Source organism: Nonomuraea gerenzanensis, from assembly GCF_020215645.1.
Lineage (GTDB): Bacteria > Actinomycetota > Actinomycetes > Streptosporangiales > Streptosporangiaceae > Nonomuraea > Nonomuraea gerenzanensis.
This window is the reverse complement of sequence record NZ_CP084058.1, coordinates 4,711,250-4,737,541: the sequence shown is the minus strand read 5'-3', so window position 1 is coordinate 4,737,541 and position 26,292 is coordinate 4,711,250. Positions and strand designations below refer to the sequence as shown.

The 26,292-nt window shown below is 73.1% G+C and carries 25 protein-coding genes; 16 read left to right on the top strand and 9 right to left on the bottom strand.

Annotated elements, in window-relative coordinates; all coding sequences use genetic code 11:
- Positions 1-54: 54 nt before the first annotated feature.
- Entirely contained in the window at positions 55-1,479 is a 1,425-nt protein-coding gene (gndA, locus tag LCN96_RS22320) for an NADP-dependent phosphogluconate dehydrogenase (protein WP_225274808.1), read from the top strand.
- Positions 1,480-1,504: 25 nt separating this feature from the next.
- On the opposite strand, the gene LCN96_RS22315 is transcribed toward gndA, so the two are convergent.
- Entirely contained in the window at positions 1,505-2,269 is a 765-nt protein-coding gene (locus LCN96_RS22315) for an acyl-CoA thioesterase domain-containing protein (RefSeq protein WP_225274807.1), read from the bottom strand.
- A gap of 122 nt (positions 2,270-2,391) precedes the next feature.
- Between LCN96_RS22315 and LCN96_RS22310 the strand changes: the two genes are divergently transcribed.
- From LCN96_RS22310 to LCN96_RS22290, 5 genes are read left to right on the top strand one after another with little or no spacing between them, the layout of a single operon-like run.
- Entirely contained in the window at positions 2,392-2,739 is a 348-nt protein-coding gene (locus LCN96_RS22310; protein WP_225274806.1) for a hypothetical protein, read from the top strand.
- A 29-nt stretch (positions 2,740-2,768) separates the two neighbouring features.
- On the top strand, positions 2,769-3,200 hold the full coding sequence (locus LCN96_RS22305) for a type II toxin-antitoxin system PemK/MazF family toxin (RefSeq protein ID WP_225274805.1): 432 nt from the start codon (positions 2,769-2,771) through the stop codon (positions 3,198-3,200).
- A complete protein-coding gene (locus tag LCN96_RS22300) occupies positions 3,197-3,517 on the top strand; it encodes a hypothetical protein (RefSeq protein ID WP_225274804.1) in 321 nt (106 codons plus the stop codon). The genes LCN96_RS22305 and LCN96_RS22300 overlap by 4 nt, the downstream gene beginning before the upstream one ends.
- A 50-nt stretch (positions 3,518-3,567) precedes the next feature.
- The gene (locus tag LCN96_RS22295) at positions 3,568-4,125 is read left to right on the top strand and encodes an SMI1/KNR4 family protein (RefSeq protein WP_225274803.1); all 558 of its coding nucleotides are present in this window, start codon (positions 3,568-3,570) and stop codon (positions 4,123-4,125) included.
- 19 nt (positions 4,126-4,144) lie between these two features.
- Entirely contained in the window at positions 4,145-5,182 is a 1,038-nt protein-coding gene (locus tag LCN96_RS22290; RefSeq protein WP_225274802.1) for an aminoglycoside phosphotransferase family protein, read from the top strand.
- Here the strand turns inward: LCN96_RS22290 and LCN96_RS22285 are convergent.
- On the bottom strand, positions 5,130-6,167 hold the full coding sequence (locus tag LCN96_RS22285; RefSeq protein ID WP_225274801.1) for a hypothetical protein: 1,038 nt from the start codon (positions 6,165-6,167) through the stop codon (positions 5,130-5,132). The genes LCN96_RS22290 and LCN96_RS22285 overlap by 53 nt on opposite strands.
- Before the next feature lie 61 nt (positions 6,168-6,228).
- On the opposite strand from LCN96_RS22285, the gene LCN96_RS22280 reads away from it, so the two are divergent.
- The gene (locus LCN96_RS22280) at positions 6,229-6,702 is read left to right on the top strand and encodes a MarR family winged helix-turn-helix transcriptional regulator (RefSeq protein ID WP_225274800.1); all 474 of its coding nucleotides are present in this window, start codon (positions 6,229-6,231) and stop codon (positions 6,700-6,702) included.
- Positions 6,699-7,448, top strand: a complete 750-nt coding sequence (locus LCN96_RS22275) for an SDR family oxidoreductase (protein ID WP_225274799.1) — start codon at positions 6,699-6,701, stop codon at positions 7,446-7,448. Before LCN96_RS22280 ends, LCN96_RS22275 begins: the two co-directional genes overlap by 4 nt.
- A 38-nt stretch (positions 7,449-7,486) precedes the next feature.
- Here the strand turns inward: LCN96_RS22275 and LCN96_RS22270 are convergent, their stop codons facing one another.
- Positions 7,487-8,827, bottom strand: a complete 1,341-nt coding sequence (locus LCN96_RS22270; RefSeq protein ID WP_225274798.1) for a 6-phospho-beta-glucosidase — start codon at positions 8,825-8,827, stop codon at positions 7,487-7,489.
- Positions 8,828-8,837: 10 nt separating this feature from the next.
- Positions 8,838-9,596 (bottom strand): DeoR/GlpR family DNA-binding transcription regulator, encoded by a 759-nt coding sequence (locus tag LCN96_RS22265; protein WP_225274797.1) that lies wholly within the window; start codon positions 9,594-9,596, stop codon positions 8,838-8,840.
- A gap of 111 nt (positions 9,597-9,707) precedes the next feature.
- On the opposite strand from LCN96_RS22265, the gene LCN96_RS22260 reads away from it, so the two are divergent.
- Genes LCN96_RS22260 through LCN96_RS56615 form a run of 5 tightly spaced genes read left to right on the top strand, consistent with a single transcriptional unit; the run spans position 9,708 to position 17,093 of the window.
- Positions 9,708-10,889 carry a carbohydrate kinase family protein gene (locus tag LCN96_RS22260; protein ID WP_225274796.1) on the top strand — a complete coding sequence of 394 codons (1,182 nt, stop codon included), beginning with the start codon at positions 9,708-9,710 and terminating at the stop codon, positions 10,887-10,889.
- Between the two features lie 4 nt (positions 10,890-10,893).
- Positions 10,894-12,300, top strand: coding sequence for an extracellular solute-binding protein (locus tag LCN96_RS22255; protein WP_225274795.1), 1,407 nt, complete (start codon positions 10,894-10,896; stop codon positions 12,298-12,300).
- Between the two features lie 2 nt (positions 12,301-12,302).
- Positions 12,303-13,181: a carbohydrate ABC transporter permease gene (locus LCN96_RS22250; protein WP_225274794.1), complete on the top strand. Its 879-nt coding sequence runs from the start codon at positions 12,303-12,305 to the stop codon at positions 13,179-13,181.
- Positions 13,182-13,233: 52 nt separating this feature from the next.
- A complete protein-coding gene (locus tag LCN96_RS22245) occupies positions 13,234-14,034 on the top strand; it encodes a carbohydrate ABC transporter permease (protein ID WP_225274793.1) in 801 nt (266 codons plus the stop codon).
- Between the two features lie 14 nt (positions 14,035-14,048).
- A complete protein-coding gene (locus LCN96_RS56615) occupies positions 14,049-17,093 on the top strand; it encodes a sugar-binding protein (protein ID WP_263657504.1) in 3,045 nt (1,014 codons plus the stop codon).
- 370 nt (positions 17,094-17,463) lie between these two features.
- Here the strand turns inward: LCN96_RS56615 and LCN96_RS22230 are convergent, their stop codons facing one another.
- The 4 genes from LCN96_RS22230 to LCN96_RS22215 form a co-directional block, all read right to left on the bottom strand.
- Positions 17,464-18,066 (bottom strand): CAP domain-containing protein, encoded by a 603-nt coding sequence (locus LCN96_RS22230; RefSeq protein ID WP_225274792.1) that lies wholly within the window; start codon positions 18,064-18,066, stop codon positions 17,464-17,466.
- 292 nt (positions 18,067-18,358) lie between these two features.
- Positions 18,359-18,496 carry a hypothetical protein gene (locus LCN96_RS22225; RefSeq protein WP_225274791.1) on the bottom strand — a complete coding sequence of 46 codons (138 nt, stop codon included), beginning with the start codon at positions 18,494-18,496 and terminating at the stop codon, positions 18,359-18,361.
- Positions 18,497-18,978: 482 nt separating this feature from the next.
- Entirely contained in the window at positions 18,979-21,159 is a 2,181-nt protein-coding gene (locus LCN96_RS22220) for a prolyl oligopeptidase family serine peptidase (RefSeq protein ID WP_225276031.1), read from the bottom strand.
- 53 nt (positions 21,160-21,212) lie between these two features.
- Positions 21,213-22,013, bottom strand: a complete 801-nt coding sequence (locus LCN96_RS22215) for a MerR family transcriptional regulator (RefSeq protein WP_225274790.1) — start codon at positions 22,011-22,013, stop codon at positions 21,213-21,215.
- A 168-nt stretch (positions 22,014-22,181) separates the two neighbouring features.
- On the opposite strand from LCN96_RS22215, the gene LCN96_RS22210 reads away from it, so the two are divergent.
- The 3 genes from LCN96_RS22210 (at position 22,182) to LCN96_RS22200 (ending at position 25,238) form a co-directional block, all read left to right on the top strand.
- Entirely contained in the window at positions 22,182-23,114 is a 933-nt protein-coding gene (locus LCN96_RS22210; RefSeq protein ID WP_225274789.1) for a zinc metalloprotease, read from the top strand.
- 613 nt (positions 23,115-23,727) lie between these two features.
- The gene (locus LCN96_RS22205) at positions 23,728-24,615 is read left to right on the top strand and encodes an AfsR/SARP family transcriptional regulator (protein ID WP_225274788.1); all 888 of its coding nucleotides are present in this window, start codon (positions 23,728-23,730) and stop codon (positions 24,613-24,615) included.
- Positions 24,616-24,788: 173 nt separating this feature from the next.
- Positions 24,789-25,238 carry a hypothetical protein gene (locus LCN96_RS22200; RefSeq protein ID WP_225274787.1) on the top strand — a complete coding sequence of 150 codons (450 nt, stop codon included), beginning with the start codon at positions 24,789-24,791 and terminating at the stop codon, positions 25,236-25,238.
- Here the strand turns inward: LCN96_RS22200 and LCN96_RS22195 are convergent.
- Positions 25,235-26,215, bottom strand: a complete 981-nt coding sequence (locus LCN96_RS22195; RefSeq protein WP_225274786.1) for a hypothetical protein — start codon at positions 26,213-26,215, stop codon at positions 25,235-25,237. The two genes, LCN96_RS22200 and LCN96_RS22195, sit on opposite strands and share 4 nt — an antisense overlap.
- Positions 26,216-26,292 lie beyond the last annotated feature (77 nt).

Here is a 26,292-nt window from a genome sequence, read left to right as displayed (position 1 = left end):
TATCCCCGCGAACCGCCGGGCTGGATCAGGCGTATTCCCCGAAGAGGAGCTGAGATGGACTTGGCAGACATCGGCGTCACCGGTCTGGCGACCATGGGGCGCAACCTGGCCAGGAACCTGGCCAGGCACGGGTACGCGGTGGCCGTGCACAACCGGTCGCACGGCCGTACCGAGCAGTTGGTGAAGGAGTTCGGCGGCGAGGGCACGTTCATCCCGTCGGAGGACCTGGCCGCCTTCGTGGCCTCCCTGAAGCGACCGCGGCGCGCGATCATCATGGTGAAGGCGGGGGCGGGCACCGACGCGGTGATCGACCAACTCGCCGACCTGATGGAGCCGGGCGACATGATCGTCGACGGCGGCAACGCGCACTTCGAGGACACGCGGCGGCGCGAGGCGGCGCTGCGCGAGCGCGGCCTGCACTTCGTCGGCACCGGCATCTCCGGCGGCGAGGAGGGCGCGCTGAACGGCCCGAGCATCATGCCGGGCGGCTCGAAGGAGTCGTGGGAGGCGCTCGGCCCGATCCTTCAGGACATCGCGGCCAAGGTGGACGGGGTGCCGTGTTCGGTGCACGTCGGCCCCGACGGAGCCGGGCACTTCGTGAAGATGGTGCACAACGGCATCGAGTACTCGGACATGCAGCTCATCGCGGAGTCGTACGACCTGCTGCGGCAGGCCCTGGGCGCGACGCCGGCGGAGCTGGCCGAGGTGTTCAGGGAGTGGAACCGCGGCGAGCTCGACTCCTACCTGATCGAGATCACCGCGGAGGTGCTCGACCAGGTGGACGCCGAGACGGGCAAGCCGTTCGTGGACCTCGTGGTGGACCAGGCCGAGCAGAAGGGCACCGGCCGCTGGACCGTGCAGAGCGCCCTCGACCTGGGCGTGCCGGTGACGGGCATCGCGGAGGCCACGTTCGCGCGGGCGCTGTCGGGCCACCCGGAGCAGCGCGCCGCCGCGCAGGCGCTGGCGGGGCCGAAGCTGTCCGGCGTCGGCGGGCGCGAGCTGATCGAGGACGTGCGGCAGGCCCTGTACGCCTCCAAGATCGTGGCCTACGCGCAGGGCTTCGACCAGATGGCCGCGGCCTCGAAGGAGTACGGCTGGGACCTCGACCTGGGGGCCATGGCCACGATCTGGCGGGGCGGCTGCATCATCCGCGCCAAGTTCCTGGACCGGATCAGGTCGGCCTACGACGCGAACCCGAACCTGCCCACGCTGCTGGCCGACCCGACGTTCGCGGGCGCGCTGGAGGCGGCGCAGGAGTCGTGGCGGCGCGTGGTCACCACGGCGGTCCAGATCGGCGTGCCGACGCCCGGCTTCTCCTCGGCCCTGGCCTACTATGACGGGCTGCGCCGCGACCGCCTTCCGGCGGCGCTGGTGCAGGGATTGCGCGACTTCTTCGGCGCGCACACCTACCACCGGGTGGACAAGGAGGGCACCTTCCACACGGACTGGTCCGGCGACCGCACGGAGCGGCCGGCGTAGCCCTCAGTGGCGTTCAGCGTGGCCTTCAGCGCCCGCCGATCACCGGGTTGGCGAGCGCCGTCACCACGCAGAAGCCGATGGGCCCGGCGGTGTCGTGCATGGTCACCTGACCTGTGGCGACACCGTCGGCGCTGACGTGCCCGGTGGACTCGACCCCGAGCAGCTCGCCCTCGGGCAGCCTGGCCAGCGTCAGCGTGTAGTCGGCGTTGATGAACCGCAGCCCGTCGCGCTGGGCGTTGGCCATCGGGCTGGCGAAGTCGGCGGCCAGCGCGGCCCGTACGAACGGGGTCAGCGGCTCCTCGTCCACCAGCGGGTGCTGCTCGCGCATCCAGGCCCGCCCCGGCTCGCCGAAGGGCGTCACCCACCACAGGTCGAACGGCGGCCGCCAGCCGTCGCCCCGTGCCGGCGGCGCGGCGGGCGGCGGCTCGTCCCAGGCGGGGGTGACGAGCGCCCGCTCGCCGTCGGGCTGCTCGCCCTCGCGCAGCAGCACGGCGGCGGCCCGCGCGATCACGCCCTGCTCAGTGGAGATCACGGCGTCGGCCACCCGGATCCTGCGCCCGTCCCTGACCAGGGTGGTCTCCACGGTGACCGGCAACATCGGGCTGTTGCGGAACAGGTCCACGGTCAGCCGGGCGAAGCGCAGGCCCGGCTCGGCGTACCGCTCCTCCAGGGCGCGGGCGGCCAGCCCGCCGAGCAACCGGCCGTGCAACATGTCGGGGGACCAGGGACCGCGGGCGTGCGGCGCGGGGACGAACTCATCCCTTTTGCGCGTGAAGAACGCTGACGTCACAGAACGATATTCTAGACAGAGATCAGCCGGCTGCCGAGCGCGCGCAGCCGCTCCTTCGGCTCGACCGGCTCCAGCACCTCGAAGTCCACGTCGAGGAAGGCCACGACCACCTGAACGCCTCGGTGACCGCGTTCCCCACCGACGACCTGACGGGGCTGACGGAGGAGGAGCGGGCGCGGGCAGACGACATCCTGACCAACATGGCCCTCTACTGGTGCACCGGCACCGCCGGCTCCTCCGGCCGCCTCTACGAGGAGAGCGCCCCCGGCTGGGCGCCACCGGCCGAGCCCGACAGGACGCCCACCGTGATCGCGGTCTTCCCCGGCGGCACCACCGTGCGGCGCCACGCCGAGCAAGGGCGCCACGTGGTGCGCTGGCCGGAGCTCCCCCGTGGCGGGCACCACGCCGCGTTGCAGGCGCCCGACCTGTTCGTGGCGGACGTCCGCGAGTTCTTCTCCGGGCTGGCCTGACGCCCGGAATGGTCCGTAAGCTCCGGTAGATGCGCGATCTAGGAGAGGACCCCCGGCCGGTCCGGGGTGCGGTACGCGAGATCCACTCACTGCGGGCAGCCGTCTCCCTGGCCTACTCCCCCGACCTCGACGGCCTGGCCGACCCGGGGGAGATCGTCTGGGCCTGGGTGCCGTACGAGGAGGACCCGTCCCGCGGCAAGGACCGGCCGCTGCTGGTCGTCGGCCGGACGGGCCGCAGGCTGCTGGGCATGATGCTCTCCAGCAGGGGCGACGACGGGCCCGACTGGCTGGAGCTGGGGGCGTGGGGGCGGGACGGCAAGGTGTCGTACGTGCGGCTGGACCGGGTGTTCGTGCTGGACGAGGACGACATCAGGCGCGAGGGCGCGGTGCTCGACGGCGAGCGGTTCGCCCGGGTCGCGGCCCGGCTGATGAAGACGTACGGGTGGGGAGCGGGGAGGTGAGGTTCACGCCGGCCGCGCGGTCGTTCGTGGCGGGGCTGCTGGTGAGCAACAGCGCCCCGCACCTGGCCACGGCCGTCACCGGGCACCGGCATTTCACGCCGCTGGCCGGGCGGCGGTCCGGGCCGGGGATCAACCTGCTATGGGGGGCGGCCAACCTGGCGGGCGGGCTGGCGCTGCTGCGCTCGTCGGCGCGGGCCGGGCGGCCCGGCGAGGAGTGGGACGGGCGGCTGGTGGCCTTCGAGGGCGGGTGCCTGGTGTTCGCGGCGTGGATGGCGGTCAGCGAGCGGTTCTTCCCGATGAACCACGGCGAGTCGTAGCGGCCGTGCTACGGCGACGGGCTCGCGCACGGTCCGGGCGAGGTGTGATCATGGTGACCGTGAACACCGACCACGCCGATCCCGGCGACCTCGCCGCCCTGCGGGCCGCCTTCCCCGACGGCGGCCCGCCCCTGGGCTGGGAGGCGGTCCGCGCCTTCGAGGCCGCGCACGGGATCGTCCTGCCCGAGCCGTACCGCACGTTCGTGGCCGAGATCTGCGACGGCTCGCACACCGGCCCGCCCGACTTCGGGCTGGAGCCGCTGGCCGAGCTGCCCGACGACTGGGGCGACGGCCGGCCCGAGCGGGTGCCGGCCGAGCCCTTCCCGCTGACGGGGCCGTGGGTCTGGGAGGACGACCCGCGCCCGGACGAGGAGATCGAGGCGCTGCTCGCGCCGGTCTTCGACGCCGGCTCGATCGTGCTGGGCACGGACGGCTGCGGCATGTACTGGCACCTGATCGTCACCGGCCCGCACCGCGGCCACGTCTGGAACATCACCGGCGAGGGCGCCTCGCCCTTCGGCGCCGAGTTCGGCCACACCACGGCCGGTCCGGGCTTCGGCGGCTGGGTGCGGCACTGGGCCGAGGGCAAGCCCTGGTACGACGCGTGATCCCGGACCGGTACGACGCGTGATCCCCGAGACGTTCGCGCGCGCCACGGTCGAGCGGGAGGGCGCGGCCGGCGCGGCGTGGCTGGCGGAGCTGCCCGGGATCGTGGCGGAGCTGCTGGAGCGGTGGGGCTGCGTGCCCGACGGCGAGGTGCTGCACGGCGGCGTGGGCGTCGTGATCCCGGTGCGGCGGACAGCAGGTCACGCAGGCGGCGACCGCGCCGCCGACCGGGCCGCCGACCGGGCCGCCGACCGGGCCGCCGACCGGGCCGCCGATCGGGCCGGCGACCGGGCCGGCGACCGGGCCGGCGGAGAGGCCGTGCTGAAGGTGTCGTTCCCGCATCCCGGCAACGTGCACGAGCCGGACGCCTTCGCCGCGTGGCGCGGGCGCGGCGCCGTCAGGCTGTACGAGCGCGCCGACGACCGGTACGCCATGCTCCTGGAACGGGCACGGCCGGACACCCTGGCCGAGACCGGCGACCTGGACGAGATGGTGACGGTCGCGGGCCGGCTCAGCCACCGGCTGGCGATCCCCGCCCCGCCCGGCCTGCCGAGGCTGCGCGAGCAGGCCGGCGAGTGGGAGGAGGAGCTGCGCAAGGACGCCGCCGAGCTGCCGCACGCGATCCCCGCCCGCGTGCTGGACGCGGCCGTGGCGACCGCGCGCGAGCTCGGCCCCGTGCAGCCCGACCTGCTCCTCCACGGCGACCTGCACCCCAGGAACATCCTGCGCGCCGCCCGCGAGCCGTGGCTGGCCGTCGACCCCAAGGGCCACGTGGGCGACCCCGCCTACGACGGCGGCACGCTGCTCAAGTCGCTCGCGCTCAAGCTGGCCGAGGCGGACGACCTGGGCGCCGCCGTGCACCACGTGCTCGGCCTCTTCGCCGAAGCGGCCGAGCTGGACCGGGAGCGGGTGCGGCGGTGGGCCCAGTTCCACGCCGTGCGGGCCGGGTTCTGGGGACGCCGCCACGGGTTCCGCCTGGCGCGCGGCGGCGCCGGGCTGGACCGGCTCACCGCGCTGGCGGACCACCTGGCGGAGCTGCTGACGCGACCGGCCGCCTGAACAGGGCGGCGGCGCGCAGGCCGAGCCAGAGCAGCAGGGCGAGCACGCCGACCAGGAGGTACTCGATCGCGGGGATCCTGACAGCCTCGCCCGCCGCGCCGCCGAGGTCGCCGCGCAGCCCGTACACGAGCACGGCGGCGGCGACGTAACAGCCGGCCAGCACCCACCGGACGGCGGCCGACAGGCCGAGCCCGTGCATCTGGGTGACGACGAACACCCCGAGGAAGCCGAACAGGAACATCGGCCAGGCCCCGTCGGGGCCGGAGGTCATGACGGCCACCAGCGTGCCGTGCACGGCGACCATGGCCTCCAGCGTGAACGTCCACCAGCGGTTGGTGTGCGCCCTGGTCAGGAAGAGCGAGCCCTGCAGGAGCAGCAGGAACATGTAGAAGAAGCCGATCAGGTGGCCGGAGGTGGCCTCGGCCGGGTGGTACCAGAAGGTGTAGACGGCGGCCCAGCTGAACAGGTAGCCGTGGTAGCGGCGGGCGAAGTCCACGACGGCCCGGCCGATGGGGGCGGGCCTGCCGAGGAAGAGGCCGCGCCGCCGGTTCTCCATGAGCAGCACGACCACCAGCAGCAGGACCACCGAGCCCTGCGAGCTGAAGATCGACACGTCCTGCGCCAGCCCGTCGTAGAACAGGTGGGTCTGCAGCGTGTGCAGGGCGATGAACGCGGTGTTCACGGCCAGGGCGACCACGTTGACCGGGTGCAGGCCGCCGGTGTAGCGGCGGACCCTGGTCTGGGCGTAGTAGATCAGCCACCAGAACACGAGCTGGTGGGCCGCGTAACCGAGCCACGCCGACAACCGGGTCCACACCGTCGGGTCAGGGAGCTTCCAGTAGTACCAGGACGCTCCCTGGTCGGGCAGCAGCTCGATGCCCTGCAGCCGGTCGCCGAGCAGCCAGATCAGCCCGGTCATGGCCGCGCTGGCCGCCACGCCGAGCAGGAGGACGCGGCCCGCGCTGACGTTCCGCAGCGCCGTCATGGGAGGGCTCCGATCAAGTATTTCCATCATGGAATGTTTCCACCATGGAATGATAGTAGGCATGACCGCGACCGATGACGCGCCCGGCGCGTTCGAGCTGATGGTGATGATGCGGGCGCTGAACGTGGAGAGCGACCGGTTCGCCGAGCGCTTCGCCGCCCTGCACGGGCTGCACCGTACGGACCTCAACGCCCTCGTCGTCATCCTCGACGCCGCCCGGGCCGGCACCCCGCTCACACCGGGCGGCCTCGGCGCGGCGCTCACCCTCAGCCCGCCCGCCACCACCGCGCTGATCGACCGGCTGGCGCACGCAGGGCACGTCGAGCGGCGGCGCAGCGACACCGACCGGCGCAAGATCGAGGTGACGCTGAACGAGCAGGCCGCCGAGCTGGCCCGCCACTTCTTCGCCCCGCTCGGGCGGCACCTGACGGCGGCGATCGAGGCGTTCACGGCCGAGGAGCGGCGGATCATCGGGCGTTTCCTGGAGAGCGGCATCAAGGCCACCGCGGCGGCCAGGGCGGAGGCGGCCGGATGAGCACGATCGTGATCACGGGCGGCACGCGGGGCCTCGGGCTCGGCCTGGCGCGGGCGCTGGTCGAGCGGGGCCACCAGGTCATGGTGTGCGGGACCGACCCCGCGCGCGTGCAGGCGTCGGACGTGCCTGCCCGGGTCGCCGACGTGACGGATCGCGACGGGCTCCAGGCGTTGTGGGACGGCGCGGTGGAGGCGTACGGGCGGGTGGACGTGTGGATCAACAACGCCGGGGTCTCGCACGCGCGCGAGCCCGCCTGGCGGCTGCCCGCCGGCCAGGCCCGGCACGTCGTGGACGTCAACCTCGTCGGGGTGCTGAACGGCTGCGCGGTCGCCGTCGCCGGCATGGCGGCCCAGGGCGGCGGTCACGTGTGGAACATGGAGGGGCTCGGCACCGACGGGCGCCTCGTGCCCGGGCTCGGCGTGTACGGCGCCACGAAGCGGGCCGTCGGCTACCTGACCGGCGCGCTGGCCAAGGAGGTGCCCGACGGGGTGGGCGTGGGGCTGCTCAGCCCCGGGATGGTGGTCACCGACCTGCTCACGTACGGCTACTCGGAGGAGGAGCGGCGGCGGTCGGCGCGGGTGTTGTCGATCCTGGCCGACCGGGTCGAGACGGTGGCGCCGTGGCTGGCCGACCGCGTGGTGAGCCGGGCGCGCAACGGCGCCCGGGTGCGGTGGCTGACGCCCGGCAGGATCGCCTGGCGCTTCGCCACCTCCCGCTTCGCCCGCCGCGACCCCTTCACCCCCTGAGCGCGCCGGAGCGCTGGCCGCCGGCGTGGGGAGGCGCGTCAGTCCGGGAAGACGGCCGCCAGCTCAGGGACGCGCGCCCGGTAGCCGTCGAGCAGCCGCTGCGCCGTCGTCGTCGAGTCGACCAGCGGATGCAGCGCGAACGCCGCCACCGCCAGCCGCGACGACCCGGTCAGCGCCGCCTCGATGGCCGTCTGCTCCACCGCCTTGACCTGCTGCGCCAGCCCCAGGAAGCGGCCGGGCAGCGCCCCGGTGGCCAGCGGGCGGGCGCCGGCGCCGTCCACCGCGCAGGGGACCTCCACGACGGCGTCCTCGGGCAGCCCGGGCACCGCCGTGCCGTTGCGCACGTTGAGGATCATGGTGGAGGGCTCGCCGCGGGCGATGGCGGCCATCAGGGCCAGCGCGATGCCCTCGTACCCGCCCGCCTCCAGGTCGGCGGCCGAGCGCTCGCCCGCACCCGTGACGTCGCGCGCCTCGGCCATGTAGGAGGTGTCCCGCTCCCTGCGCGCCCGCGCCCACTCGGCCGGCGCCTCGCCGGGCCGGGCGCGGGCGGCGGCGTAGAAGCGAGCCTGCTGCTCCAGCAACGCCTCCCCCCGCGTGCGCCCCATGCTCGCCGCCACGGCCTCCCGCGTGCAGTAGTAGTAGTACAGGTACTCGTTCGGCAGCGCCCCCAGCACCCGCACCCAGCCCGGCCCGAACAGCCGCGCCTCCTCCACCTGCCCGAGCAGGGCGTCGTCGGCGAGCAGCCGGGGCAGCACGTCGCGCCCCTCGAAGGCGAGGCCCCGCAGCCAGCCGAGGTGATTGAGGCCCACGTAGTCGGGCGCGACGCGCGCGGGGTCGAGCCCGAGCGCGGCCGCGGCCCGCCGCACGAGCCCGATCGGCGAGTCGCAGATGCCGATCACGCGGTCGCCGAGCACCCGCCGCATCGCCTCGGTGATCATGCCGGCGGGGTTGGTGAAGTTGATGACCCACGCGCCCGGCGCGAGCGCGGCCACCCGCTCCGCCACGCGCACCGCGACCGGCACCGTGCGCAGCCCGAACGCGACGCCTCCAGGCCCGGTCGTCTCCTGCCCGACCAGGCCCAGCTCCAGCGCCACGCGCTCGTCGGCGGTGCGGCCCGCCAGGCCGCCCACCCGGATGGCGGAGAAGACGAAGCTCGCGTCCCGCAGCGCGGTGTCGAGCTCGGTCGTGGTGCGGACGAGCGGCGGGTCGTCGTGGCCCGCGGCCAGGCCGCGCAGCACGTGGGAGACGGCCTCCAGCCGCTCGGGCGACACGTCGTACAGCACCACCTCCTCCACCCGAGGTCTCGCGGTGTCGCGCAGCAGCGCCCCGTACACCAGCGGGACCCTGAACCCCCCGCCGCCGAGAACGGCCAGCCTCATCCTCACCCCTTCACGCCAGCAGGACCTCGGCGCCCGCGGCCGCGCAGGCGCGCAGCGTGGCCTCGTCGGCGCCGTCGTTCGTGACGATCACGTCGATCTCCTCGGGACCGCACACCCGCAGCGCGCCCGTGCCCGGGAACTTGTGCCGGTCGACCAGCAGCACGACCTGCCCGGCCGCGGCCATCATGGCCCGCTTGAGCGGCACCTCGGCCAGCGTGGTGTCCACGAGCTGCCCGTCGGGGCGGACCCCGCTGGCGCCCAGGAACACCCGGTCGGCCACCACCTGGCCGAGCGCGGCCTCGGTGAGCACCCCCACCAGCGAGTGGTACGGCCGGCGCAGCATGCCGCCGAGCAGCAGCAGCTCGACCCCGGGGTCGGCGCGCAGCACGTCGAGGACGGCGAGGCTGGAGGTCACCACGGTGACGCGGCGCCCGCGCAGCCGCCGGGCCAGGCACATCGTGGTGGTGCCGATGTCGAGCAGGAGCACGTCGCCGTCGGCGACGAGCCCTGCGGCGCGGGCGGCGACCGCCTCCTTGTCGTGCTCGTCCGTGCTCGCCACCTCGGCGAACGGCCGGTCGGCGTCGGCGTCGGCAGTGGGCAGCGCGCCGCCCCTGACCCGGCGCAGGGTGCCGTCGCGGTCGAGCACCTCCAGGTCCCTGCGGATCGTGGACGGGCTCACGCCCAGCTGACTGGCGAGATCGCGCACGCTCGTGGCGCCTGAGCTGCGGACGCGGCGCATGATCTCGGCATGCCGGAGGCGCTGGAGCACAGCGGGATCCTATCAGTCAAATTCGCGCAGAAGTGAGCATCGTGCACTTGAAGTGTTCGAGCAAACGTGCAAGATTGCGCACAACCGGTGTGTCGAGGAGGACCTATTCCCGTGTCTGTCCAGGCGTACGACCCTCTCGCCGGCGAGCGCACCCCGGAGGGTCCGCAGTTCGACGTCTTCCTGGCCGGGACTGTCTTCCTGGACATCATCTTCACCGGCCTGCCCGCGATGCCCGCCGCCGGCACGGAGATCTGGGCCGAGGGCATGGGCTCCTGCCCGGGCGGCATCGCCAACCTGGCCATCGCGACCAGCCGGCTGGGGCTGCGCACGTCCCTGGCGGCGGCGTTCGGCGACGACGACTACGGCGACTTCTGCTGGCGCACGCTGGAGCAGCAGGAGGCGGTGGACCTGTCCAGGTCCAGGCGGTTCGAGCACTGGCACTCGCCGGTGACGGTCTCCATGGCGGTCGACCGCGACCGCAGCATGGTCACGCACGGCCATCCCCCGCCCATGCCGACCGCGCAGATGATCGGCTCCCCGCCGCGCTCCCGCGCGGTGATCGTGAGCCTGTCGGCCGAGGAGCCGCTGGGCGAGACCGGCAGCGCGTGCAACTGGGCGGAGCTGGCGCGCCGCGCGGGCTCGCTGGTCTTCGCCGACGTGGGCTGGGACCCGTCGGGCGTCTGGTCGCGCTCGGTGCTCGACCAGCTCGACGTCTGCCACGCCTTCATGCCGAACGCGACCGAGGCGATGGCCTACACCGGCACGGAGACGCCGCGCGACGCGCTGTACGCGATCGCCGACAAGGTGCCGCTGGCCGTGGTGACCGACGGGGCCAACGGCGCGATGGCGATCGACTCGACGACGGGCGAGGAGGCGTTCGTGCCCGCGCCGCGGGTGACGGCGCTCGACCCCACGGGCGCGGGCGACGTGTTCGGCGCCGGCATCGTGCTCGGCACGCTGTGCCACTGGCCGCTGACCGACCGGCTGGCGTTCGCCGGGGTGTGCGCGGCGCTGGCGGTGCAGCAGTTCGGCGGCTCGCTGGCCGCGCCCGGGTGGGGCGACATCGCCGACTGGTGGCACGAGGTGCGGGCGGCCGCCGACCACAGCGGCGCCTACGGCAGCGCGCTGGCCCGCCGCTACGCCTTCCTCGACCGGCTGGTGCCGTCGGTCCCGGTCGGCGCCGTCCGCCGCGCCGCCGCCACCATCGCCCGGTACGCCGACGTCGGCATGGTGCCGCCCGTCCCCGGGAAGCGGGCCGAGCAGAGCGTGACCCACCCCGCCGACGAGGAGTAGACCGTTGACCTCCCAGCAGCGACAGCCGCGTACCACCAGGACGCTCCCCCTGACCGCTCGCAACCCCGCCAGAGTGCTGGCCGCCCTGCTCGCCGTGAGCGCCCTGGCCGCGTGCGCGCCCGGCTCCTCGGCCCCTCCCCCGGCCTCCCCGCAGGCGACCGCCACGGCCGTCCGCACCGACGCCGCCGCGCTGGGCGACGTCACGCTGACCGTCTGGGACCAGGAGGTCCGCGGCGGCCAGGCCGCCCAGATGGAGAAGCTGAACTCCGCCTTCCAGGCCAAGTACCCCAACATCAAGCTGAACCGGGTCTCCCGCTCCTTCGACGACCTGAACACCACGCTGCGCCTGGCACTGAGCGGCAACGAGCCGCCCGACGTGGTGGAGGCCAACAACGGCCGCTCCGCCATGGGGGCGTTCGTCAAGGCGGGCCAGTTGCGCCCGCTGGACGCCTACGCCGAGGCGTACGGCTGGAAGGAGCGCTACCCGGAGTCGGTGCTGCGGTACTCGCGCTACAGCGCCGACGGCAAGCTCTTCGGCGAGGGCAACCTGTACGGCCTGCCGCAGGTCGGCGAGGTCGTCGGCCTCTTCTACAACGCCGCCAAGCTGAAGGAGCTGGGTGTGCAGCCGCCGAAGACGTGGGCCGAGTTCGAGTCGGCCCTCGGCAAGGCCGAGGCGGCGGGCGAGATCCCCCTGCAGTTCGGCAACCTCGACAAGTGGCCGGCCGTGCACGTGTTCGGCACCGTGCAGGGCCGCACCGTGCCGCCCGACCAGATCGGCACGCTCGCCTTCGGCCGCAAGGGCGCCTCCTGGACCACGCCGGAGAACGTCAAGGCCGCCGAGCAGCTCGTGAGCTGGGTCGACAAGGGCTACTTCGCCAAGGGCTTCAACGGCCAGGGGTACGACGCGGCCTGGCAGGCGTTCGGCAAGGGCCAGGGCGTCTTCCTGATCGCGGGCACCTGGCTGCTGGCCGACCTGCAGAAGTCCCTCGGCGCGAACCTCGGGTTCATGCTGCCGCCCGGCGCCACGGCGGACGCGGCGCCGGTCGCGACCGGGGGGACGGGCCTGCCGTTCGCCATCACGGCCAAGAGCCCGCACCCCGACGCGGCGGCGGCGTACATCGACTTCATCACCGACGCGGAGGCGATGAAGGTGCTCACCGAGACCGGCAACCTGCCGGTCGCCGACACCTCGGCGCAGACGGTGACGCCGGGGCCGCAACAGGACGTCTTCACCGCGTTCGGGACGGTGACGAGCATGGACGGGCTGGTCCCCTACCTCGACTACGCCACCCCCACCTTCGCCGACACCCTCGGCGCGGCCCTGCAGGACCTGCTCGCCAAGAAGGCGGCGCCGCAGGAGTTCCTCGCCACCCTGGAGAAGGACTACAAGACCTTCGCCGAGAGCAACTGAGCATGGCGGCACCCCCCGGTGAGCCCCGTCGCGTCGCCTACCTCTACCTGCTGCCCGCTTTCGCCGTCTACGCGGTGTTCCTGCTGTACCCGATCGGGCGCGCCGTGCAGATCTCCCTGTACGACTGGGACGGCCTGTCGCTGGGCACCTGGGCCGGGCTGGACAACTACCTGGCCATCGTCGCGGACGAGGGCCTGCGGGCGGCCTTCGCGCACGCCCTGGTCCTCATCCTGTTCTACGCCGCCGGGCCGCTGGTCATCGGGCTGGCGCTGGCCGCGATACTCAACCACGCCAAGGTGCGCGGGCTCGGCTTCTTCCGCACCGTCGTGTTCCTGCCGCAGGTGATCGCCATGGTCGTGGTGGCGGTCGCGTGGCGGCGCGTCTACGCCCCCGACGGCTCGCTCAACACGCTGCTCGGCGCGCTCGGGCTGGACTCGCTGACGCGCGGCTGGCTGGGCGACTACACCTTCGCGCTGCCGGCGGTGGGGGTGGTGGGCACGTGGTTCGAGACGGGGCTGGTGACGGTGCTGCTGCTGGCCGGGATGAGCCGCATCCCGACGTCGTTGTACGAGGCCGCGCGGCTCGACGGGGCCGGGGCGGTGCGGGAGTTCTTCGCGGTCACGCTGCCCTCGGTGCGGGCGGAGATCGCGGTGGCGGTGACGCTGACGGTGATCGCCGCGTTGCGCACGTTCGACCTGGTGTACGTCACCACGCGCGGGGGGCCGGGCGAGTCCACCTCGGTGCCGTCGTACGAGGTGTATCACCGGGCCTTCGGGCTCGGGGAGGTCGGGTCGGCGGCGGCCATCGGGGTCACGCTGACCGTGGTGATCTTCGTGATCTCGTTCGGGATCAACCGCTTCGCGGACAGGAGGATCTCGTGAACCCGCGCCGCATGTCCGAGGCGAACGCGCACCACACCCCGGGGAGGGCCGCATGATCTCGCGCGGGGAGCGGCTGGCGAACTACGTCATCCTGTCGGTGTTCGCCGCCTTCGCCCTCTACCCCATCGTGGTGATCCTCTCGGCGGCACTCGGCCCGGCCGACAGCGGCGGCACCGCCGGCCTGGCGAACTTCGCCGCCGCCTGGGAGATCGGCCGGTTCGGCTCCTACCTGCGCACCAGCCTGGCCGTGTCGGTGTTCGTCGTGGTCGTCAGCGTCGTGCTGTCCATCATGAGCGGGTACGCGTTCGGCACGATGCGCTTCCGCGGCCGGTCGCTGCTGTTCTACCTGTTCATGCTCGGGATCATGATGCCGAGCGAGGCCGTGGCGGTGCCGCTCTACTTCGACCTGCGCTCGCTGGGGCTGATCGACACGTTCTGGTCGATAACGCTGCCGCAGGTGGCGCTGTCGGTGGCGTTCGGCACGTTCTGGATGCGGGCGTACTTCCTGGCCGCCAACCGGGCGATCGTCGAGGCGGCCCGCATCGACGGCGCGTCGAGCTGGCGCATCCTGTGGCAGGTCCTGCTGCCCGCGGCGCGGCCCGCCGTCGTCACGCTGACCGTGCTCGTGTTCATGTGGACGTGGAACGAGTTCCTCATCCCGCTGATCATGGTGACCAGCGAGTCGCTGCGTACGGCGCCGCTGGGACTGGCCTTCTTCCAGGGGCAGTACACCTCCGGCTTCACTCTGCTGGCGGCCGGCTCGGTCATCGTGGCCACGCCTGTCGTGATCTTCTACCTGTTCCTCCAGCGCCACTTCGTCCGCGGGCTGCTCCAGGGGGCGGTCCGCGAGTAACCCGGGAGGTTCCGATGCACATCAGCACTCTCACCGGACCCGCACCCCAGCCGCGCACCCGCACCCGCGCCCGCACTCGCGCCCGGCCGGGGGCGGTGGTGCTGGCGGCGGCGGTCGCGCTCGTCGGGGCCGGGGTCGCCCTCGCACCCGCGACCCCCGCCACGGCCACCACCGCGCAGACCACCACCGGAACCACCACCACCGAGACCACCACCGAGACCCCAACCGGGACCACCACCGAGACCGGCGCTGGCACCGGTCTTCGCTTCGGCGCTGAGACCTCCGCCGGGGCCAGCCTTCGCCCCGGCACCGGCACCGGCACCGGGGCCGGCGCCGCGTCTCCCGTCGATCTCGACGCGCTGTTCATCGGCGCCCACCCCGACGACGAGGCGTTCACCCTGTCCACGCTCGGCCAGTGGAACGAGGACCACGACGTCCGCACCGGCGTCGTCACCGTCACCAGAGGCGAGGGCGGCGGCAACGCCGTCGGCCCGGAGGAGGGCCCGGCGCTCGGGCTGCTGCGCGAGGCCGAGGAACGTTCAGCGGTCGGGAAGGCGGGCGTGACCGAGGTGTTCAACCTCGACGACGTCGACTTCTACTACACGGTCAGCGCCCCGCTCACCGACCAGGTGTGGGGCGGCGACACCCTGGAGAAGGTGGTCCGGCTCGTCCGCATGACACGGCCCGAGATCCTGCTCACCATGGACCCGGCCCCCACCCCGGGCAACCACGGCAACCACCAGGAGGCCGCCCGGCTGGCCATCGAGGCGTTCTACGCGGCGGCCGATCCGAAGGCGTTCCCGCACCAGCTCAGCCGGGAGGGCCTGCGTCCGTTCGCCCCGGCTCGCCTGCTCACCGGCGGCGCGCGCGGCACCTCGCGCACCGGCCCCGACTGCGCCTCGACCTTCCGCCCCGCGAACGCGGCACAGAACGTGTTCGGCGTGTGGAGCGGGCGCCCCTCCCCGAGCCGGGGCAAGTCGTGGGCGGCCGTGGAGCGGGAGGCGCAGCGCACGTACGCCTCCCAGGGGTGGGCCGGCTTCCCCGACGTACCGACCGACCCCGCCCAGCTCGGCTGCGACTTCTTCACGCAGGTGGACGCCCGGGTCCCGTTCCCCGAGCCGGGCAGCCCAGCCGCGGCGGCGCCCACGTCCGTCCTCGACGGCGCCCTGACCAGGCCGAACGGCACAGCCCCGCTGGGCACCCAGCTCTCCCTGCACACCAGCACGTTCGACGTCCGCCCCGGCACCCCCTACACGGTCGAGGTCACGGTGAAGGCGCCGGCCCGCGAGCCCCTCGGCCGCTCCTCGGTCGCGCTACGCGTCCCTGAGGGCTGGCAGGTCAGCCCCGCGACCCCCACCGGCACCACCCGGACGGACGCTTCTGCGCCGACCGACAGCCGATCCAGCACCCCCAGCCCGGCCGCCCCGGAGTCCAGCACCCCGGCGAGCCCCACCGGCACAGCCCCATCCGCCTCCCTCGGCAGACTGGCCGCCGGACGCACCGGCTCGGCCTCGTTCACGGTCACACCACCGTCGCAGGCCACGCTCGGCCGGGCCCGCATCGCGGCCACCCTCACCACCGAACGGGGCGGCGGCTACACCGACCGGCAGGTCGAGGTGGTCCGCTCCGTCCGCGCCGCACAACAACCACTCCCCCAGGTGGCCCAGTACGAGCAGTGGACCGGCGAGGTAGGCGTGCCACAGCTCAGAGGCCTGGTCCCCCCTGTGCTCGCCCTCCCCTCGGCCGGCACCAGGCAGGTCGGCGTCCTGGTCACGAACGTCAGCGACACCCCGGCCTCCGGCACCGTACAGGTGACCCTCCCACCGGGCTTCACAGCCGACCGCACCGAGGCGTCGTACACCGGCCTGGCGGCAGGAGCGACGACCACGCTCCCGTTCACCGTCACCAACTCCGACCCCACCCTCAAGACCTCCAACGAGGGCGGCGACTACGCCTACACCATCACCACCACCGGCGAGGACGGCGCCACCATCACCCGCCCGGCCCTGGAGCTGGTGCCCGCCACCTCCGTGCCGCAGGCGTCCGCCACCCCCACCGTGGACGGCGCCGAGACCGACGGCGAGTACGGCGGCCCCGCCCTGAACATCTCCCGCCTCTGGGAGGGCACCGGCTGCTCCTCGGCGGCCGACTGCTCCGGCACGGCGAAGCTGACCTGGCGTGAGGACACCCTCTACGTCCTGGTGCACGTCCAGGACGACGTGCTCGGCACGCGGCTGGCCGCCTCCGACTGCAAGCGGCACTGGCGTACGGACGCGGTGGAGGTCACTCTCGACCCCCGAGGCACCTCCGAGAACACCTCCACCACCTTCAAGACCGCAGTCCTGCCCGTGACCGCCGAGGGCCCGCCGTGCCACCTGCGCGACGCCGACAACCGCCAGGGCCCGGGCGAGCAGACGGCCCCGGGCATGCGCGTGGCCTCGAAGGTGTCCGCCGGCCAGTACACGGTGGAGATGTCCATCCCGATGGAGATCCTGCCCGGCGCCATCGACCCCGCACACCTCGGCCTCAACATCCTGGTCTACGACTCCGACACCCAGGACAGAACCGGCCAGACCCGCATCGGCTGGTCGACGTGGGGCGGCGTCCAGGGCGACCCGTACCGCTGGGGCGTCGCCACCGTCCCCGGCTACCAGCCCCCGCCCGACCGCCCGACCACCCCACCGAACCCGATCATCCCGGACACCGCCCTGTCGAGCCTGGACTCACCGCAGTCCCTCGAACAGTCCGTACGCGTGAACGTCCCGCCCTCCGGCCCCGCAGCCCCAGCCTCCCGAACGGGCCGCGCCATCGCAGCCTCACCCTCCCCCACCCGCGACGCGGTGAAGGTCACCCTCCGAAGCACGTCACGGGGCGAGGCGCATCTGTTCGTACGTGATGATCAGGGCACTGCGGGCACCCGCGTCGTCACGATCTCCACCAAGGGCACCACAACCGTCACCGTCCCCTTGACCCGCGCTCTGGGCTCGCGTCCGGTGGTGGTGGCGGGATGGCAGGCCCCGGGCGGCGGGACCACGGCCTCCCAGGTGACCGTCCGCTGACCTCCAACTGACCGCGCACCCTCCCAGCAGCCCCGCCCGGCCCTCACGCCGGGACGGGGCTGCCCACCCCGCCCGACCCTCAACCGAAGCGAGGCCCCTTCGCCGGCCCTCACCCCGAAACGAGGCCGTCTCGCCGGCCTCCACCCCGAAACGAGACCGCCTCGCCGGCCTCCACCCCGGAACGAGACCGCCTCACCGACCCTCACCCCGAGGCAAGGCCACGTCGCCCGGCCTCGCCCTGAACGAACCCCCGCCCGGCCCTCACCCCGGGGCACTGCCGCCTCACCGAAGGCAGGAAGGCCCGCCGCCACCGCATGCGCCCGCGTTCTCGCCTGGCACCGTTTCCCGCGCGCGCCCTGCGGATCCGGTGCTATCGCTGGCAACGTCCGAAGTCGACTACGAAGGTGCCTCCGCCGCTCGCCCCCGCACCAGCCGGGTCCGCCGCTCCCGCCGCCGCACCGGCACCGACGTCCTTCATGGTCGGGCTCAGCACGATCTGGCGGTGCCCGAACGTGCTCACGTTCACCCACCAGTGCACCGCGGCCCGCGGGGTGCCGGATCCGCCCCACCCGGTGTACGTGGTCTCCGCGTAGGCCCACGACAGCGGGTTCGGGCAGTAGCCGGCGGCCGTGATGCGGCTGCCAGGGGTGGAGCCGGTCTGCGGGTTGGTGTGCGAGTTCGCGCCGGGCCGCCACCATTTCAGCCGCGCCGCCGCGTCGGCGTGCGACTGCGCCGCCGTGTCGAGCGCGCTGTTGCGGGTGAGCGGACGGAGCCCGGCCCTGGCGCGTTCGGCGTCGATGAGGCAGAGCACCGCCTGCCGCACCATGGCGATGTTGCCGCTCTGCGGAGCCTTATCGTAGTACGCCGCCGCGACATCACACCCGATCCCGCCCTGCGCCGAAACGCCAACCGCTCCCTGCGCCACGCCTTGGGCCACGCCCTGCGCCACGCCTTGGGCCACGCCTTGAGCCACGCCCCCAGCCGAGACGTGAACCGCATTCCGCACCGGCCCCTGGGCCGCGCTCTGAGCCGTTACCTGCGCCGAGGCGTGTGCTGTGGCGTTGAGCGCGGGAGCGCCCCACGCGACGGCACCGGTGGTGGCCGCGACTGCGAGGAGCCGCGTAGTGCGCTTCGCCCGTCTGCTGACGAATGGTGAAAGGTCACTCATGAGAACCCCTTCTGACTTGGGTCCTTAAGTGATACGGCGGGCGCAGGGCCACGGGCATGAGTAGGCCGTACTCAGCCGCGGGGACCGCGCCCCGTCCTCACGCCCGGTTGTTGAGCCGGTAGGCGCAGATCAGCGCGACCAGAATCACGGCGCACATCGCGATGGTCAGCGCATCCACCGAGATCATCGCCGCACCCACGCACACCACTCCAGCGGCGATGGACAGCACGACCACAAGAGCGTTCCTGCTCATACTGGGCCTCGCCGGCTCGGGCGGCGGGGCCACAGCGCCTGGCGGGAGCGGCTCCCATAAGGCGCCGCAGTCGGGGCACTGCCACGGTGTGTGGCTGGTGGAGTCGGGGCGCATGCACTGATGATTCACTCGGCGTTTCCTTCGCGATCTCGTCAAGGTCCGGGGGGACGCCGCCCGTCTGCTCGGCGCCCACGGCCGTACGGTAAAGCATCGCAAGCGGCGAGGTCGCAAGGTCCGGCGCGAGCGGACCGTCAGCCGGAGCGCGAGGCCAGCAAGCACACGAAGCCAGCCGGTAAACGGAGCCAGCCGGTTAACGGAGCCAGCCGACAAGAGGAGCCAGCCGAAGCACGCGACGGCACTCCCCCGCGCCCGCACCGTGCCACGCCCGCCACGCCCGCACCGTGCCACGCCCGCACCATGCCATGCCCCATCGCGCCTCCAGGAATGCCGACCAGCACGCCAGATCAGTCCATGACGGGAGCGAGGTCCAGCTCCCGCATGACGAACGCCAGCCAGAACGCCTGCTGCTCGACCACCGTGCTCCAGCTCGCCCCGCCGTGCCCCACCCCCGGCCACACCCGCAGCAGCACCGGGAGTAAGGAGGTCGTGGCGGCCTGGGTGCGGGCGGCGAACTTGCGGGAGTGCCAGGCGGGGCAGCGGGGGTCGTTGGCGCCCGCGTCCAGGAGGATGGCCGGGTAGGGGGTGCCGGGCCGGACGTGGTGGTAGGGCGAGTAGGACATGAGGACGGGGGCGTCGGCGGGGTCGTTGGGGTTGCCGTACTCGGGCAGGGTCGCCGCCGCGCCTACCGGGTCGCGGGCGACGCGCATCAGATCCAGCTTGGGCGCGCTGCACACCACCGCCCGCCACAGGTCGGGGCGCTGGGTGGCCGCCACGCCGGCGAGCAGGCCGCCGTTGGAGGCGCCCTGGAGGGCCAGGCGGTCGGGTGTGGTGGTGCCGTCGGCGATGAGCTGCTCGGCGATGGCGTACAGGTCGTCGAAGCTGTTCTGTTTGGCGTGCAGCCGGCCTGCCTCCCACCACTGCAGCCCGAACTCGCCGCCGCCGCGCACGTGGGCGTGCGCGTACACGCCGCCCGCCTCGACGAACGCCGCCAGCGGGCCGAGGTAGGAGGCTGGCTCGGCGACGTTGAAGCCGCCGTAGGCGTGGATGAGCGTGGGCTGGGGGCGGGAGCGGTCGAGGTCGGCGCGGTGCACCAGGGTGCAGGGCACGGGGGTGCCGTCGGCCGATGTGGCCCAGATGCGGGTGGTGGCCAGGCCGGGCAGGGTGTGGTCCGCGCCTTGGAGCTTGGTCAGCACGCCGGTGCCGAGGGCGTAGTGGTAGACCGTCGGGGACTGGGTGTAGGAGGTGTAGGCGAAGGTGATGGCGTCCTCGCAGGCGATGACCTGGTCCATCACGCCTAGGGCGATGACGCCCTGGGCGACGGAGCTGACCGAGCCGGGGCCGGGGAGCGGCACCTGGGCGAACTCCTCGCCGTCGAGGCCGAGAACGCGGATGCGGGAGACGGTGTCGACCAGCTCGCCGAGCACCAGCCGGTCGCCTGCCTGGGTGACGCCGGTGAGCACGGCGTCGCCGCCGGGGATCAGCTCGATCCAGGTGTCCGGGTCGCCGGGGGTGTCCAGGGGGATGCGGACCAGTCGGCCGCGTGCGGCGCCGGCCGTGGTGACGGCCACGTAGGAGTCGCCGGTGAGGACGCCCTTGTAGAGGTGTTCGGGGTCGGTGATGAACTCTCGCCAGTGCCAGGACGGTTTGTCTGTGCCCGGGCCCGGGTGCTCGTCGAGGCGGGCGAGGAAGTGTGGTCGGGGGCGGAGGTGGTCCACCTGGATGATGGCCCATCGTCCGTCGCGGGAGATCTTGGGGATGGCGTACATGTGGGGGATGTCGAGGGGCTCGGGCTCTGTGGGAGGGGGCTGTCCGATGCGGTGGAAGAACAGCCGCCAGCGCAGCGGTAGCCGAGCCGCCGCCTCGCTGGAGCTTGTTCCGGACGCGGAGGCCGGCCCGGGTGTTCGGCCCGGTCCGGACGTGTGGACGGAGGGTGGGGCGGCTGGGTGGATCGGGGTTGCGGTGGCCATGTAGAAGAAGGCGGTGCTGTCGGGGAGCCAGGTCACCAGGCCGGGGCGCTGTTGGGGGACGCCGTCCAGCAGCACCTTGCCCGTGTCGATCTCGATCACCTTCAGCTCGGGCAGCTCCAGGCCGGACGCGTCGAGTGTGTAGGCCAGCAGCCGCCCGTCAGGCGACGGCTGTGGGCTGATGCGCAGCGGGGTGCCGCCGGTGGACGAATCGTTGAGGTCGATCACCGTGCGCCAGGGGCCGGTGACGTCGTCGGCGACCTCCAGCACCATGAGATCGCGGCCGTCGGGGATGCGCCCGCGGAACCACCGTGGCCCGTGCCAGACCGGCACCACGAGGTTGCGTGCGTCCATCTGCTCGACCAGCTCGCCGACGCGGGCGGCCAGGCGGTCGTAGTGCGGCCAGGCGTGTACGCGGGAGCGGGCCAGCTCGTCCTGGGCGCGTTGCCAGGCGGCCACGCCGTCGCCGTCGTCGTCCTCCAGCCACTGGTACGGGTCGTCGAACACCAGCCCACCGATCTCGTTGCGCTCCGGCCGCACGGGCGCGGCGGGGTAGGGCATGCTCACGTGGATTTCCTTGCCTGATGGTGGATGGGCGTGCGGGGTGGGTGCGGTCAGTCGTCCGGGCGGGCCTGTCTGGCGCGTCGGAAGTAGTCCAGGAGGGCGGGCAGGTCGTCGGCCTCCAGCCAGTCGATCTGGCGGCTGAGCTCGGCGCTGAGCTGGGTGCCCGCGCGGCGCCACAGCGCCATGCCGGCGTCCTTGAGCTGCTCGTTCACCTCCTGGTCGGCTACCTGGAGGCCGGTCGCCATGGCCTCCCAGCGGGTGGTCACCTCCTGCACCTGGGGGTCGTCTACGGGGGTGCCGGCGAGCATGAGGCGGCGGGCCTCGCGCAGCAGGGTGAGCCACTCGGTGCGGTAGTCGTCCATGCGGACCTGGCCGAGCTCCGCCCGGCGCCTGGCCAGGTGGTCGCGCAGCTCCTGGTCGAAGTACGACTCGTACACCGAGTGCAGCTCGAGCGTGGCCATGACGCGTTCGGGGTCGGGCATGACCGCCTGGTCCAGCAGGGTGACCAGGCCGCTGATCCGTTCTCTGAGCTGCTCGACGCGGGCGGCCTGGAGGTCGAGCTCGGCGAGCTGGGCGCCGAGCAGCGCGCGCAGCGCGGTGAGGTCGTCGGAGGAGCGGTCGAGGACGCGACCGATCTCCTCCAGGGTCAGGCCGAGCCCGCGCAACGCCCGCACGCGGTAGAGTCGCCGCAGGTCGGCCTCGGTGTAACGGCGGTGGCCCGACGTGGTGCGCTCGCTCGCCGGGACCAGGCCGATCTCCTCGTAGTGGTAGAGCGTGCGGATGGTCACGCCGGTGGCCTTGGCCAGCTCGCCGATGCTCCACCTACGCTCGCCGTCGTGGTTGGTGGTCACGGGTATGACGCTAGGACCTACCGTGGCGGGAGGTTCAACTCATCACTTTCTGTGATTGAACGACTACACACGGGGTAGGGGTGCAGAAAGCCAACATCCCCAGCGGGTGGTGCGGCGTCCCCCGATCCCTCCGGCGCACGCCCCCGCTGCCACGGAAGGGGAGCCCCCGTGCCCAGTAACGACCGCTGCGCCACCATGCCCGTCCACCATCAGCTCATCGCCACGTCCCCGCGGTACGCGATCGCGCTGGCCGCGATCGAGAACGAGACGTTCGCCAGGAAGAACGCCAGGGCCGCGGCCCGGAGGGAGGTGGTGACGATCCCGGTCGTGGTTCACGTCGTGCACCACACCGCGGAGCAGAACATCTCCCAGGAGCAGATCGACAGCCAGCTCAAGGTGCTCAACGAGGACTTCCGGCGGGCCAACCCCGACGCGGACCAGGTGCCGGAGGTGTGGAGGGAACTGGCGGCGGACGCGAAGCTGGAGTTCAAGCTGGCCGACACCGACCCCGGCGGCAGCCCCACCTCGGGCGTCGTACGCAGGGAGACCAGCGTCGAGTCGTTCGAGCCGGACCACGGCGTCAAGTACGGCGACAGGGGCGGCTCCGACGCCTGGCCCGCCGACCGCTACCTGAACATGTGGGTGTGCCAGCTGAACAACGCGCTCGGGTACGCCACGTTCCCCGGCGGGCCCGCCGAGATCGACGGGGTCGTGATCCTGCACAGCGCGTTCGGCACGACCGGTACGGCCGAGGCGCCGTACCACGGCGGCCGGACCGCCACCCACGAGATCGGGCACTGGTTCAACCTGCGCCACATCTGGGGGGACGACGGTGACGGCTGCTCGGGCAGCGACTTCGTCGACGACACTCCCAACCAGGGCGGCCACAACCGCGGCCGGCCCACGTTTCCCAAGCTGAGCTGCGACAACGGGCCCAACGGCGACATGTTCATGAATTACATGGACTACGTGGAGGATGCCGCGATGTTCATGTTCACGCTGGGGCAGGCGGAGCGCATGGACGCGGCGCTGGCCGGGCCGCGGTCGTCGTTCCTGTCGCCGCAGGTCAGGGAGAGTATGCGGCTCGGCACGCCTGCCTGAGTCGTCGTGCGGGCCGAGCCGCTCAGGGAAAGGGAAGATGTCGTGCGGTCTTCGGCCTGGTGGCGGCAGGCTGAGGGTGCGAGTCTGGACGCGCTCTGGCGGAGAGGCGACGCGGGCGGGCCGGCGCTGAAGGGCTGGGTTCCTCGTGGTGCCGCTGGAGTGCCCGTGGGCGGGCGGGAAGCGCGTTAGGCTCGGCTGGCGCTGCCAGGAAGGTCCCGCCGGGTCGGTCCCCGTCCGGGTCCCCAGCCGAGGCTCAGCCGGGAGAAGATCGTCCAGGTGGCCGTCGGGCTCGGCATCGAGCAGGTGTCCATCGGTGCGGTCGCCGCCGCGCTCGACGCCGCGCCCGCGAGTCTCTACCGCCACATCGACAGTCTCGACGATCTGGTGGCCGCCGCCGTCGAGACCGTCTTCGCGGCGACGCCGCTGCCTTCGCCCGGGGCCCCCAGCGTGGGCAGCGCGCCGAGCGGCCAGCCTCTCCCCCGGTGGTGCACCCAGCTTGCCCGCGTACGCCACCGGGCCGGTCCCGCAGGGGCCGGGGCTACGGCGTCGGGTGTAGCGGGGTGCGCGCCGAGCGGTGGATGTCCGGGCGGGTCCCGGCGGCGACAGTGGACGCATGGATGGAGGAGGTCTGAGCATCGCGTTACTGGGGCCGCTGGAGGTGCGCCTGGGCGGGGTGCCGGTCCGGCTGACGACCGGTAGGTTGCGGGCGCTGCTGGCCGTGCTGGCCGTGTTCGCGGGGGATGTGGTGACCGTGGAGCGGCTGGCGGCGGCGCTGTGGGGAGAGCGGTTGCCGGTTCATGCGCGGCGTAGCGTGCAGACGTACGTGACGCGGCTGCGACGGGTGATCGGACGGGCGGCGATCCGGACGACGCCGGACGGTTACCTGCTGGATGTCGCGCCTGGGCGGGTGGATGTGCTGCGGTTCCAGGCGCTGGTGGCCGAGGCGGGCCGGGTGCGTGGGACGGCGGCGGAGCGGGGGCTGCTGGAGGAGGCCGGGCGGTTGTGGCGCGGTACGCCGTTCGGGGGCATCGAATCGGACTGGTTGCGTGCGACCGTCTCGCCGTCGCTGCAGGAGCTGCAGTTGAGTGCCGTCGAGCGGCGTGCTGACCTGGGGCTGGCCGAGGGGCGTCATGGGGAGCTGGTTGCCGAGTTGCTCGCTCTGGCCGCGGGTCATCCGTTGCGGGAGTCGTTGTGGGAGCGGCTGCTCGTGGTGCTCGAACGGAGTGGGCGGCAGGCTGAGGCGCTGGCCATGTACGAGCGGTTGCGCCGGCGTCTGGCTGAGGAGCTGGGGGTCGATCCGTCGGCCGAGTTGCGCCGCATCCACACCTCGTTGTTGCGGCCGAAGCCGGTGGTGAGCGCGCCGGACGTGACGGTGTTCACGGGTGTACTGGAGCCGTATGCCCGGGTGTGCGTGATCTCGGGGAGAGCCGGTGAGGGACGAAGGTTCCTGGCGCTCGTATGGAACTCGACGCAGGGGCAGGGGCCGAGGGCTGGGAGGTGAGAGCGAGGGGTGGCGCGCATGAGTGGTCTGGGCTTGGGACGCGTGTGGAACCCGACGTAAGGCGGGGGCCGGGCGATCGCGCAGGGGCGGGTGTAACCACGGGCACAGGCAGCGCCGCGGGCGGCGGCCAGGATGGGTGATCGGATTCCCCTCACCCAACGGAAGGTGATGTCGTGCGTCTGCTCACAGGCTTGACGATGACCGCCGTGCTCGCCGCCGGCCTGCTGGCCGCCCCGCCCGCCCTGGCCGCCGAGGCCGTGAAGTTCGCCGCGGACTCGGGTGACACGTGTCGCCGCGGGGTCGCGGAGGGCACGCTCGAACGGTACGACGGGCCGGTCATCCGTCCCGTCGTGAACGTGGAAGGCTCGCTGTCCGACGAGGCGCTGCCCACCGTCTGCTTCCCCGACGACCTGCACTCCACGGTCACGATCAGGGGCTACCGGGGTGCCGACGTCGTGGACTCGGAGACGGTCAAGGCGGACGACGAGCAGGTCAAGTTCGCCTTCCAGCTGAGCAACGGGCTGCTGAGCATCGACCGGGTGGTCGTGCAGGTGTGCCGGTTCAGCAACTCGCCGATCGGGATCAGCTACTGCGGGACGGCGCAGGAGTACAAGATCCCCTAACCGGGCGTCACGATGAGGGCGGCCGGCGCCCCCTCAGGGAAGACCCAGACGTGCCTGCCCGCGGCGATCATCAGCGCGGGCGGCGCGTCCAGCCCCAGCTCGATCACGCGCAGCGCGGCCCCGGCCGCCCTGGCCGGCGCGAACACGTCACGCCCGCCACCCAACAGCACCCCGTTCGCGCACACCAGGAACCGCACCGGCCCCTCCGGCGCCCGCACGAACCGCCCCGGCTCGCCGGACCACGCCGACACCCGCAGCAGCCCGCCCGTCACGCTGATCCATAACGAGCCCGCGCACACGGTCATGGCGCCGCGGCTGCGCCGGCCGAGCCGCACCTCCTTGGGGCCGCCGCGCAGCACGTCGTCACGCTGCGACGTCCACCACAGCCGCTCGCCCTCCACGGCGCACGCGTCCAGTGCGGGCAGTTTCAGCGGCTCGCCGAGGGTGCCCGGGCCGGCCAGGCGGCGCGCCACGCCGTCGCCGACGGCCCAGATCGCGCCGCCGCCCGCGACGACGCGGCCGGTGAAGGGGGCGTCGGCGATCACCGTCCCCGAGGGGCCGAGCCAGTGGACGTGGTCGCGCGAGGCGCCCGCGAGCGTGCCGTCCGGGAGCGGGCCGGACGCCGGCGGCCCCGCGAACGCCCTGGGCACCAGCACGGTCTCCGCCAGCGTGCCCGGCACCGCGCCCGTGCCGGCCACCGTCCCCGGCACCGCCGCCAGGGAATGCAACTCCGGCACGGCTTCCCCGCCCGCCGCCGGTGAACGCGACACCGCCTGGCCGCCCGCCGCCGTTGAACGCGGCACCGCCCCGCCGCCCGCCGCCGGTGAACGCCGCACCGCCTCCCCCCGTTCGAGGAGCCTGCCTGACGGCGTGTACGCGCGCACCCCGTCGTCCGCCGCGCACCAGACGGTCGACCCGTCGGAGGCGGCCGCCCGTACGGGGCGCGGCAGCTCGATCCTGGTGACCGCGACGTCCATGCGCTGAGACTAGACCGCGCGGGCACGAACCGGACAGTCATGATCGGCCCCGCGCCGCCAGGCAGCGAGAAGACCGT

Bases quoted from the DNA above. Each gene is read 5' to 3' on its own strand.
- LCN96_RS22250 (WP_225274794.1), top strand. From the start codon at position 12,303: ATGGCGGCACCCCCCGGTGAGCCCCGTCGCGTCGCCTACCTCTACCTG.
- LCN96_RS22220 (WP_225276031.1), bottom strand. From the start codon at position 21,159: ATGCCCTACCCCGCCGCGCCCGTGCGGCCGGAGCGCAACGAGATCGGT.
- LCN96_RS22205 (WP_225274788.1), top strand. From the start codon at position 23,728: ATGGATGGAGGAGGTCTGAGCATCGCGTTACTGGGGCCGCTGGAGGTG.
- LCN96_RS22245 (WP_225274793.1), top strand. From the start codon at position 13,234: ATGATCTCGCGCGGGGAGCGGCTGGCGAACTACGTCATCCTGTCGGTG.
- gndA (WP_225274808.1), top strand. From the start codon at position 55: ATGGACTTGGCAGACATCGGCGTCACCGGTCTGGCGACCATGGGGCGC.
- LCN96_RS22195 (WP_225274786.1), bottom strand. From the start codon at position 26,215: ATGGACGTCGCGGTCACCAGGATCGAGCTGCCGCGCCCCGTACGGGCG.
- LCN96_RS22285 (WP_225274801.1), bottom strand. From the start codon at position 6,167: ATGACGGCGCTGCGGAACGTCAGCGCGGGCCGCGTCCTCCTGCTCGGC.
- LCN96_RS22295 (WP_225274803.1), top strand. From the start codon at position 3,568: ATGGTGACCGTGAACACCGACCACGCCGATCCCGGCGACCTCGCCGCC.
- LCN96_RS22280 (WP_225274800.1), top strand. From the start codon at position 6,229: ATGACCGCGACCGATGACGCGCCCGGCGCGTTCGAGCTGATGGTGATG.
- LCN96_RS22275 (WP_225274799.1), top strand. From the start codon at position 6,699: ATGAGCACGATCGTGATCACGGGCGGCACGCGGGGCCTCGGGCTCGGC.
- LCN96_RS22305 (WP_225274805.1), top strand. From the start codon at position 2,769: ATGCGCGATCTAGGAGAGGACCCCCGGCCGGTCCGGGGTGCGGTACGC.
- LCN96_RS56615 (WP_263657504.1), top strand. From the start codon at position 14,049: ATGCACATCAGCACTCTCACCGGACCCGCACCCCAGCCGCGCACCCGC.
- LCN96_RS22270 (WP_225274798.1), bottom strand. From the start codon at position 8,827: ATGAGGCTGGCCGTTCTCGGCGGCGGGGGGTTCAGGGTCCCGCTGGTG.